At 40.0% G+C, this 10,613-nt stretch carries 9 protein-coding genes and 1 pseudogene; 3 read left to right on the forward strand and 7 right to left on the reverse strand.

The window, feature by feature from the left end; all coding sequences use genetic code 11:
* Positions 1-309: 309 nt before the first annotated feature.
* The 7 genes and pseudogenes from ribD to rpmH all read right to left on the reverse strand — a co-directional run bounded on the left by ribD (position 310) and on the right by rpmH (position 6,676).
* Positions 310-1,365 (reverse strand): bifunctional diaminohydroxyphosphoribosylaminopyrimidine deaminase/5-amino-6-(5-phosphoribosylamino)uracil reductase RibD, encoded by a 1,056-nt coding sequence (ribD, locus tag VLN09_RS07490; protein ID WP_325245184.1) that lies wholly within the window; start codon positions 1,363-1,365, stop codon positions 310-312.
* A 101-nt stretch (positions 1,366-1,466) separates the two neighbouring features.
* Positions 1,467-1,925: a transcriptional regulator NrdR gene (nrdR, locus tag VLN09_RS07495; RefSeq protein WP_325245186.1), complete on the reverse strand. Its 459-nt coding sequence runs from the start codon at positions 1,923-1,925 to the stop codon at positions 1,467-1,469.
* A gap of 93 nt (positions 1,926-2,018) precedes the next feature.
* Positions 2,019-3,475: pseudogene (gene mnmE / locus VLN09_RS07500) on the reverse strand (tRNA uridine-5-carboxymethylaminomethyl(34) synthesis GTPase MnmE).
* Positions 3,476-3,703: 228 nt separating this feature from the next.
* On the reverse strand, positions 3,704-5,401 hold the full coding sequence (gene yidC, locus VLN09_RS07505; RefSeq protein ID WP_325245188.1) for a membrane protein insertase YidC: 1,698 nt from the start codon (positions 5,399-5,401) through the stop codon (positions 3,704-3,706).
* A 215-nt stretch (positions 5,402-5,616) separates the two neighbouring features.
* The gene (gene yidD / locus VLN09_RS07510) at positions 5,617-5,991 is read right to left on the reverse strand and encodes a membrane protein insertion efficiency factor YidD (RefSeq protein ID WP_325245190.1); all 375 of its coding nucleotides are present in this window, start codon (positions 5,989-5,991) and stop codon (positions 5,617-5,619) included.
* A gap of 1 nt (position 5,992) precedes the next feature.
* Positions 5,993-6,364: a ribonuclease P protein component gene (gene rnpA, locus VLN09_RS07515; RefSeq protein ID WP_325245192.1), complete on the reverse strand. Its 372-nt coding sequence runs from the start codon at positions 6,362-6,364 to the stop codon at positions 5,993-5,995.
* A 177-nt stretch (positions 6,365-6,541) separates the two neighbouring features.
* Entirely contained in the window at positions 6,542-6,676 is a 135-nt protein-coding gene (rpmH, locus tag VLN09_RS07520) for a 50S ribosomal protein L34 (protein WP_007394757.1), read from the reverse strand.
* Positions 6,677-7,332: 656 nt separating this feature from the next.
* On the opposite strand from rpmH, the gene dnaA reads away from it, so the two are divergent.
* The 3 genes from dnaA to VLN09_RS07535 all read left to right on the forward strand — a co-directional run.
* Complete coding sequence (gene dnaA / locus VLN09_RS07525) at positions 7,333-8,778, forward strand: chromosomal replication initiator protein DnaA (protein WP_325245194.1); 1,446 nt, start codon at positions 7,333-7,335, stop codon at positions 8,776-8,778.
* A 159-nt stretch (positions 8,779-8,937) separates the two neighbouring features.
* Positions 8,938-10,113 (forward strand): DNA polymerase III subunit beta, encoded by a 1,176-nt coding sequence (dnaN, locus tag VLN09_RS07530; protein WP_325245196.1) that lies wholly within the window; start codon positions 8,938-8,940, stop codon positions 10,111-10,113.
* Positions 10,114-10,277: 164 nt separating this feature from the next.
* Positions 10,278-10,613: AAA family ATPase (locus tag VLN09_RS07535; RefSeq protein WP_325245198.1), on the forward strand; the 336-nt coding region annotated here is incomplete at its 3' end.

Raw genomic sequence — 10,613 nt, forward strand, 5'->3', positions numbered from 1 at the left:
TATATCGTAGATATTTCGGGATAAACTGTGGATAAGTAAAGAGTAATACATGTCTATAGGCTTGAAACCCTTAGTTATTAAGAAGTTATCCACAATTAATGTTGTTTGTACTCAATACTTATATAACTAATAGTATTAACATAAGTCATTGATTTAAATATACTTTACCTATATGTAACATGATCTTAAAATTAATAGTTTCATGTGAAACAAAGTTATACACAGTTTCATGTGAAACCAATATTAATAGTCATTGTTTATCCTCAACTATCATAGCTTTCTTTAAGATTGTGGATAAACAATTAAAAATCACATCGGCAATAAGGTTAATTTCAGATCAGAACCAAGCTGTTCAATGACTTTCGTATCAAAGCGCAGCTGCTGAGCTAATGATAAAGGATTGATATCAACCATTGCTCGCGCTCGTGACCCCAACAAGCATGGTGCTTGATATACAATCACCTCATCTACCAATTGCTGTTGTAAAAAGCTACCAGCAACACTGGCACCTGCTTCTATCAAGACATCGTAGCACTGATACTCACTGACTAATACTTGTAATAACTCCGTCAAATTATTATCACGCCAATACAGTGTGTCAGTACGTCGGCACAATTGGTAATCCGATTGTAGATTGTGCTGTAAGCGCTCGCGCCTATCGAGTATCACTACTTTAGGATGTGGAACTTGTTCAGGCGCGATACCCAGTTGGCTAGAACGTATATTTAGTTGTGGATTATCGACGATAACCGTTTCGCTACCAGTAATGATAGCGCCACTTTGCGCACGCAGCTTTTGTACGTCTTCACGAGCAGCAGGACCTGTAATCCACTTTGATTCACCTGTTGCCATCGCAGTACGACCATCAAGGCTGGTCGCAATCTTAAGTCGCACATAAGGCATTTGGGTACGCATGGCTTTTAGAAAACCTTTATTTAACGCTTCTGCCTGCGCGGTAAGTACACCAACTGTCACCTCAATGCCTGCTTGCTCCAGTAACCTCACCCCGCGACCTGCGACCTGTGGGTTTGGATCTAGCCCAGCAACGACAACCCGTATGATACCAGACTCTATCAGCGCTTTTGCGCAAGGCGGGGTACGCCCAGTATGACTACAGGGTTCTAAAGTGACATACGCGGTAGCGCCTACTGCTCGTATACCAGCATCTTTTAGGGCAAATACCTCAGCATGCGGCTGACCGGCTTTAGGATGGAAACCTTGACCGACAACCTCCTCTGCTTGAACAATGACACATCCTACAGCGGGATTTGGTCTAGTGGTATACAAGCCAAGCTTTGCTTGCTCAATAGCAAGCATCATAAAATAGCGGTCTTTCGCATTTTGAGAGTGGTTTGAATTCGACATAAAGAAAGGCTTAATAAATAATGAGATGTGATTATCGTTGGTTTTACCGAGTAGCATAAAATTATAAGCTTGAGAGAGTATCAAACGCTTAAAAGTAATTCTTATTTTTCATTAGGGCGTATATTGGCAATCTCTTGATGAAAAGCATCAATATCCTGAAAGTCACGATAAACACTAGCAAAGCGCACATAAGCAACATCATCAAGCGTTTTAAGCTCACTCATAATGATTTCGCCAAGCACTTTACTGCTGACCTCACGCTCACCCATTTGCCGTACACGTTTTTCAATTCGGCTAATCATCCCTTCTTGCTCATCGATAGTGATAGGACGTTTTTGTAGTGGTAACAGAATTGAGCGTCGTAGTTTGTCATTATCATAAGGCTCAATCTTACCACTGGACTTGATGATACGCGGCATAACCACTTCGACCACTTCAAAGGTAGTAAAGCGTTCTTGGCAACTACTACAAGAACGACGACGACGCACCTGCGCGCCTTCAGCAGCAAGACGTGAGTCGATTACCTTTGTCTCTGACGCATTACAATAGGGGCAATGCATACGGCTTTCCTTGTCTTTATATGAAGCACTATTAAACGAGTCATAATCCTATCTTTACAGCTACATCATTCACATTTAGAACCGTAAATAAGATTACTTACCAATGCAAAAACTACCAAAAATCTTGCCCAACAAATCATCTGCACTAAATTCGCCTGTAATCTCTCCCAGGCTATGCTGCGCTTGACGCAAACTTTCAGCAACTAACTCACCGGCTTTAAAAACGGTTAGCTGCTCATGAGCTTCTGCTAAATATTCAGCCGTTCTTCTTAACGCATCTAAATGACGCGTACGAGCGATTAAGCTGTTTTCTGGTGGATGAAACCCTACTTTAGCACACAAAGTTTCGACTAAATCATTGATGCCTGCGCCTGTTTCACATGAAACATTCACTTGCTCGTAACCACGATTATGAATCTCTTGTTGCGAAATAGACGTTATTTCTTTACTACTATTATTGTTTAATAAATCGCTTTTATTAGCGATAATTAATAAGCGCTTAGCTACTGGTAGCTCGCCAAATAGCTGTTCAGCAAGCTGTAATGGGGTGATTTCTTCTTCAAGATCACGGGTGACATCATAAACCATCAGCAGCATATCAGCCTGAGTAATCGCTGTGCGCGCACGCTCAATGCCGATACGCTCGACCGTGTCTTCTGTCTCACGCAGGCCTGCGGTATCAGTCAAATGTAGCGTCAGACCATTGAGCACGACTGTTTCTTGTAGTGTATCACGCGTCGTCCCAGCTACATCAGTGACGATAGCGCGCTCTTGACCAGCTAATCGATTGAGCAAGCTTGATTTACCAGCATTTGGTCTGCCTGCCAATACCACATGAATACCATCACGTAATAGTTGCCCTTGCTTGGCTGTCGCTAGTACTTGCTGAATTTTTTCTTGTGTTTGCTCAAGCTTATCCTGTATCACACCATCCGATAAAAAATCGACGTCTTCTTCATCAGGAAAATCAATGGCTGCTTCAACATGAAGTCGCAAATGAATTAATTGCTCAAGTAGCTGATTAATTTTTTGCGAGAATTCACCGCTCAGTGAGCGAATAGCACTACTGGCAGCAGCGGCGCTGGTTGCATCAATCGCATCTGCAATGGCTTCTGCCTGTACCAAATCCAACTTATCATTATCAAAGGCACGATAAGAGAACTCTCCAGCACTTGCCTGTTTTGCACCTAATTCAAACACGCGCGCCAACAACTGATTTTGCAAAATCATGCCACCATGACCTTGTAACTCAATCACATCTTCGCCGGTAAACGAGTGCGGACCCTTAAAATACAGCACCAACCCTTCATCGATGACCGTGCCATCTGCTTGATAAAATCGGCAGAAGCTTGCCATGCGCGGTTTAAATGCTGATTTCCTGTAAGCGTGCAAGCAATGCTATACGCACGTGTGCCAGACAGACGAATAACCCCGACCCCACCCCGTCCAAGCGGTGTAGCAATAGCTGCAATGGTAGGTAGACTCGACAAACCGAGATTTTTTGATGACTCAGGGGCGGCTAACGCCAACTCTTGGGAATCCACAAGCACTCTCAATAACTAAAAACTCCATTATAGACGGCTTAACGCACACTGACAAAACAATATTTAAAGAGCGCAATCTCCTCATTATAAGTCCTTTCCAATATCATCTAGCTTGGCTGCAGCGACTATGGCGTAGTCTTAAGTAGGTATTCATACCAGATATGACATTAAGGACATAAAAAAACCACCGCTGTAGCGATGGTTTTTTTATGTTTTAGAATAACAAATGTTTCATTAGTCGAGTACTTTAACTGTACGAAGCTTTTGCTCTTCTTCTACTTTTTTATTGACGATATATTGATGCGTCATACTAAATAAGTTATTCACTGTCCAGTATAGTACCAGACCTGCTGGGAAGAACAGCATGAACGCGGTGAAAATAATCGGCAAGAATTTCATGACTTTCGCTTGCATCGGATCAGCTGGCTGTGGATTAAGTTGCTGCTGAATAAACATCGATGCACCCATTAATAGTGGCAAGATAAACCACGGGTCCATCGCTGATAGATCTTGAATCCACAAAATCCACGGTGCATGACGTAACTCAACACTCTCAACTAGCACCCAATACAAGGCTAAGAAAATCGGCATTTGCATCAAGATTGGCAGACAACCCGCCATTGGATTGACTTTTTCCTCTTTGTACATTGCCATCATTTCTTGCGACATTTTCATACGATCGTCGCCATGCTCTTCTTTTAATGCAGCAAGGCGTGGTGCGATGGCACGCATTTTCGCCATTGAGTAATAGCTCTTATTTGAGAACCACATCAATGCGAATTTAACCAAGATAGTCAGTAGAATGATCGACCAACCCCAGTTACCAATGATTTTATGAATACCATCCAAGATAGCAAATAGTATCTTTGAGATTGGCCATAATAGACCATAATCAACCGTCTGATTCAATCCTGCTGCCACATCTTTAAGCTCAGATTGAACCTTAGGACCTGCATATAACGTCGCATTCAAAGTTACTTGCTTGTTTGGCGCAACATTAACAGGCTGACTGTTAAAACCAATGAAATAATCATCACCCGTTTCACGGCTAAAGAATTTACCAGTAAAATTTTCAGGTGTCCATGCTGATACAAAGTAGTGCTGTACGATGCCAACCCAACCTTTATCACTGGTTGTAATCAACTCACCATCATTAAATTTACCAAATTTCAGCTTATTATATGGATCATCAGGTGTACCCCAAGCGCCGCCCAAATAGGTCGCCATACTTAGCGCGCCTTTATCAGACATACCAGGATCTTTACTATCATCACGCTTTAGCTGGGCAAACATCTGACCTTGCCACGCCGCTGTAGAGGCATTTTGAATCTGATAACTGATGTCGATAGGGTATTTATCTTGAGTAAAAGTAAAGGTCTTGGTAATTGTCACGCCATCTTTTTTGTACGTAAGCGGCACTGATAACGTTTGCTGACCTTTTTTCATTACGTAATTGTTAGTGGTATGGCTGTACTTGGCACGACCTTCTGCGGTATCGATACCATTTTGACCAATCAGACCAGACTGAGCCACATAAACACGGTTACTGTTATTTTCTAGCAATACAAAAGGCTTATCACTATCAAGGGTCGCATCATACTGCTTTAGCGCAGCATAAACGATGTCACCGCCTTCTGGATTGATTTTGATGTCATAGCGATCAGTAGTGACTGTGATTAGTCCTGCATCGGTAGCAGGTGTGGCTGTCACAGTACCATTATCAACTTTATCGTTATCGACAGGTTGCGTCTGTACTGGAATATCACCTGCTGCACCGCTAGTAGAAGGTATATCAGCTCCTACTGAAGTTGCAGTTTCTGGCACCGTGTCTACAGCTGGGGCATCTGCATAATCATCACGCCATGCCAAAATCAGCAGATAAGCGGTGATTAACATCGCAATGATGATCATCACCCGAAATATCTTTTGCATAAACCTTTCCTAGATTAAAAAATTAGGGAGTAAAAACTAGGGCATGTGTTATGGCTGCAAACAGCATTAAGCCAGATGGCTCAAGCAAATGCCTGCAGTCAATCACATAAAATGTTCATCATTTTACTAAAAAACGTCTGACAATGATACCAAGAGTGTGGATAACTTGTGGGTAACTAAATAGATATCCACAAAGGGGCAGTCGTTAACGAACTTTATGTTAATTTCATTATATGATTTAGGCGAGCAACATAGCCGTTACTGTCTCTATAAACATATAAACCATGAAACTTTCCATGAGTTGGTAGATTAAAGGATACATATTGATAGCAATAAGAAGCTAAAGGTAGCGGCACGAAATCAATACCATGTCCGCCTAATGGATGGCAGCGACCAATACGTCTCAATAATAGCCAAGTACCATGCCAAGTACCATGCCATGCTAAAGCTTGCTTACCGTAGTTTGAACAGGTTGGATAATATCGACAGCGAGCAGGTAACATTGGGCTTATTATTTTTTGATAAAAAATAATAAAACCATAAACAAATTTATATAAGTATTTATTTATAATTTTTATAAAAAAATTCATATTATCTTTTTTCTATTTTTTTAAGGATATTATTTATCTCGTTCTTTAATTCTGTATTACTTATTCCTTTAATAGAATTTTTAATGATAAAAACAATATCTTTATTTTCTAAACTAGAAGCCTTCACTCGGAATTGCTCACGTATTTGACGTTTGACTAAATTTCGTGCAACCGCAGTAGGTACTTTACGTTTTGTGATCGCCATACCTACTCGTGGAGTGTCATGAGTATTAGTGCGTATAAATGCCATTAAGTGGCTTTGATGCAGTTTGCGCTCAGGTGCATCAAACACCTCACGAAAGGCTGCAGGGGTGAGCAGGCGTTGCTCTTTAGTGAAGCGGGCGGTAGTGCTCGCTGAAACAGTATTAGACATAGTACAACCTATTATGAGAGACAATAGCATGATGATGAGTAATGAGAAAATATAAAGACAAAAAAAGCGCCGATGTGGGCGCTTTTAATATATGGCTAGGAATAAGTTGTGGTGATTGACTATCGCAATCTATAAATAATAGACACACAACAAGCCATTCTTACCATAATCTACTGATTATACAGTAAGACGATGACGTCCTTTAGCGCGACGACGAGCCAAGACCTGACGGCCTTTTTTAGTTGCCATACGAGCACGGAAACCGTGAGTACGTTTACGCTTGATCACGCTTGGTTGGAATGTACGTTTCATAACTCACCTATCAAAATAATGGACTAAATTCGTAATAACGGAGGATTATATCACTGAACAAGATGTGGGTCAATAAACTATTGATTATGTTTTATAGCAGCATGATAGCGCTATCTGCTTTTTTACTGGCTGTAGAAACCTTAAGTATTTCAAAAGTTTATTTAAGAAGTTAGATATCATCTGTGAAATTGACAAATCCTTTGATGTAAATATTGTTATCTAGTCTAAAAATAACTGATCTTATTGGCGATGATTTTTAAGTTATCCACAATTTTTGTCGAACTCTATAATAATTAATTAATTAATATATATAGATATTGTTGTTATTGGGACGGTGTTTTTCTGTGGTTAAGTATTAATTTCCCTTTACAATCAAAAATATAGGCTATGGGTAACCCTGTGGATAACCTGTGGGTTAAATATGGATAACTTAATGTTATTACTTATCCACAAAATTATCCACAACCTTATCCCCAAAAAACAAGGTTTTATCCACAGGTTATTTATGGTAAATTACCCTCCTACACGATATAGGATATTAGGTCACTTTGTGATAGGTTGTTTAACGTAAGCCTCAACGCCTTTTTTAAATCTGATTTGATCGATTCTTACAATAAAAAATGTTAATACTTTGAATTATAGGGCTACTGATATTCATGATAGATACAGCAAATATTTGGGATAAATGCCTAAACGACCTACGTTATCATGTCAAAGATAACGTGTTTACCATGTGGTTAAGACCATTGTCAGCTCATCAAGAAAACAACACCTTAATCATTCTTGCACCTAATGATTATTTTGTAACTTACATCAAAAAGAACCACTTAGAGGATATTCAGCAGCTGGTTGCTAAGCATAGCCAGGGAAGTATTGAAGAAGTTATTGTACGTGTTGATAACGCTGGTCGCGATATCGATGATAGTAGCTCGCTGCAATCGGGATCATTATTCTCAGAAGATAACCTCTTCCCCACCCCTTCAAATCATGATTTTGAAACGATTCATCATAATAATGCCAAAGCAGATATTGATGCCAATATGCGTCATGCGGAAGCAGTTGACTCTGCTGACGCAAAATCCTTAAGTTACCTAAATCCTGATTTTACCTTTGAAACCTTTGTCACAGGTAAGTCTAACAACCTTGCTTATAAGGCGTGCTACGAGCTTGGCAAACGCCAATCAAAGAATCGCCACAATCCTTTATTTATATATGGACCTTCTGGTTTGGGAAAAACGCATTTAATGCATTCTGTAGCTCATCGCTATTTAAAAAATAATCAAAGTTTTTATTATTTCACTTCTGAAAAATTTATTAATCAATTAGTTTATTCATTAAGAAATAATAAAATAGAAGACTTTAAAAAGAAAATAAAAAAAGTAGATTTGTTAATAGTAGATGATATTCATGTATTGGCTGGAAAGACAAAAAGCAGTAATGAGTTTTTAACATTATTTGCAGATTTTACTAGTGGTGATAAACAGCTGATTTTGGCATCCGATCGTCATCCATCACAAATGACTGAATTTGATGAGCGCTTTAGATCTCGTTTTTCTTGGGGTTTAACGGTGGCAGTTGATCCACCTGAAATTGATACGCGCGTACAAATTTTACAAAGAAAAGCCGCTTCGTATGGCATGAGCTTACCTAAAGAGTGCGCGTTATTTATCGCTCAAAATGTCGTTTCTAACGTAAGACGTTTGGAAGGTGCTTTAAATCAGGTGTTTGCTAATGCCAACTTAACCGGTGCCCCTATTACTCTTGAGATGGTGCAATATGCGTTAAAAGACATCGTTGCTATGCGCGTACAAGCAGTCAATATGGACAATATTCGTAAAGTCGTTGCTGAATACTACGATGTGACGATTAAAGATATGCTCGGACGCAAGCGTACGCGTAGTATTGCTAGACCACGTCAAATAGCGATGGCACTATCGCGAGAGTTGACTAGCGAGAGTTTTCCTGAGATTGGACAATTCTTTGGGGGACGTGACCACACAACAGTGATGCATGCTTGTGATAAAGTGAATGAGCTACGTGCCGCCGATCCAGCGTTTGACAAAGATTACAAGACCTTAGCATTGATGTTGCAAGCCGGTTAGAAGGCTCAGCTACCACTATATTTTAGTAGATAAATATGGTTTATAATGTTGAAAATAGGCGTATACAGACCCCTAATAGATTATCGTCAGTAGACAAGGTATATTAGGTCAGTATTTTTTATTTTTATAAAAAAATCAATCAAATAAGAGTAACTAAGCATGCAATTATCGATTAATCGAGAGTCGTTACTAAAAGCCATTAATTTGATCGCCAAGGCTGCTGATAAACGCCACAATATGGTTATCTTGGGTAATATCAAGCTACAGCTATTTGAGTCAGAGCTTGTTTTGACTGCTTCTGATTTAGAAGTAGAGCTGACATCGACGTTGAAATTGCCTGCTGGTGCTTGTGTTGAAGCAGGTGCGACGACATTGCCTGCAACCAAATTAAGAGATATCTGTAAATCTTTACCCGCTCAAGCACAAGTCAGTCTGACAACTCAAGAAAACCAACGCTGCTTATTGACCAGTGGCAAGAGCCGTTTTACCTTAGGTACATTGCCTAGTGAAGATTATCCGAGTTTGGGCAATCCTGAAAATATCACACCATTAACGATTAGCCGCAGCCGTTTGACTGACTTAATTCATAAAACTCAGTTTGCAATGGCAATTCAAGATGTCCGTTATTATCTAACGGGTATGCTATTTGATGTTTCACAGCAGCAATTAACGACAGTTGCAACCGATGGTCATAGACTGGCATTAGCACGTAGCGTTATTGACGTCAATGCAGATTTAAATATGCAGGCTATCTTGCCACGTAAGGCTGTAATTGAGCTTGAGCGTTTGGCTACCGAGCTGGGCAAAATGCTTGGTGATAAAGACAACGCCGTCACGTTGAGTTTTGGTCGTGAGTTTTTACAAGTCAGTTTACCATTTGGTGATGTGGATAGTGCAGGTCAAGTCAGTCAAGATTTGATGGTGACTTTTACCGCGCGTCTGATTGATGGTAAATTCCCTGATTATCGTCGTGTGATGCCAAGCAATACCGACAAGCTTGCTTTATTTAATCAAGAAAAAATGATGGATGTGCTGCGCCGTGTAGCGATTTTGAGTAATGAGAAATCTCGCGGGGTGGTCTTTAATTTTGCCAGTGATGGCATGGTAGAAGTACGCGCGAATAACGCTGAGCAAGATGAAGCGGTTGAGATGATACAAGCTAAGTATCAAGGAGAACCAATGGAGTTGTCCTTTAATGCCGCTTATCTACAAGACGTGCTGGGTGTCATCCAAGGCGACTTACAAATGCATATGAGTCAATCAAATGCGTCGGTATTGGTTAATCAGTTAAATGATGACTTCCATCAGTATGTCATTATGCCAATGCGCATATAGTTTATTCTTTAAATGGTAAATAATTAAGGTTGAGAGTCATAATTATTATGGGTTTTAACCTTAATTATGTTGATGGACTAAAATTTCAAAGCTTGCAATTTTAAATTTTATCGAACTTTTGCCTGCTAATATGTAATCAGGCTTTATAGGCGGCTGTCACTATTATGATTGAACGTCTACAAATCTCTTATTTGCGTAATCTAACGCATATCAATTTATCACCTGCTGCTTGCAACGTCATTATCGGCGCTAATGGCAGTGGTAAAACCTCGTTACTTGAAGCTATATTTTTGTTATCAAGAGGCAAAAGCTTCCGTCATCATCAGCCTAAACGTTATATTCAGCACCATCAAAGTGCTACCACGGTGCATGCCAATCTTAATGATAGTCGTACGCTAGCTATCCAAAAGCAAGCAGATGCGACAACCATTTTACGCCTTAATCAAACCACTGTTTATAACCAAAGTATCTTAACTGAGCAGCTGCCAACATTGCTTATA

The sequence above is a fragment of the Psychrobacter sp. genome, from assembly GCF_035469765.1.
GTDB lineage: Bacteria > Pseudomonadota > Gammaproteobacteria > Pseudomonadales > Moraxellaceae > Psychrobacter.

Excerpts from the sequence above, each read along its gene's own strand:
- dnaN (WP_325245196.1), top strand. The coding sequence starts at position 8,938 with ATGCAATTATCGATTAATCGAGAGTCGTTACTAAAAGCCATTAATTTG.
- rnpA (WP_325245192.1), bottom strand. The coding sequence starts at position 6,364 with ATGTCTAATACTGTTTCAGCGAGCACTACCGCCCGCTTCACTAAAGAG.
- yidD (WP_325245190.1), bottom strand. The coding sequence starts at position 5,991 with ATGAATTTTTTTATAAAAATTATAAATAAATACTTATATAAATTTGTT.
- dnaA (WP_325245194.1), top strand. The coding sequence starts at position 7,333 with ATGATAGATACAGCAAATATTTGGGATAAATGCCTAAACGACCTACGT.
- rpmH (WP_007394757.1), bottom strand. The coding sequence starts at position 6,676 with ATGAAACGTACATTCCAACCAAGCGTGATCAAGCGTAAACGTACTCAC.
- ribD (WP_325245184.1), bottom strand. The coding sequence starts at position 1,365 with ATGTCGAATTCAAACCACTCTCAAAATGCGAAAGACCGCTATTTTATG.
- nrdR (WP_325245186.1), bottom strand. The coding sequence starts at position 1,925 with ATGCATTGCCCCTATTGTAATGCGTCAGAGACAAAGGTAATCGACTCA.
- yidC (WP_325245188.1), bottom strand. The coding sequence starts at position 5,401 with ATGCAAAAGATATTTCGGGTGATGATCATCATTGCGATGTTAATCACC.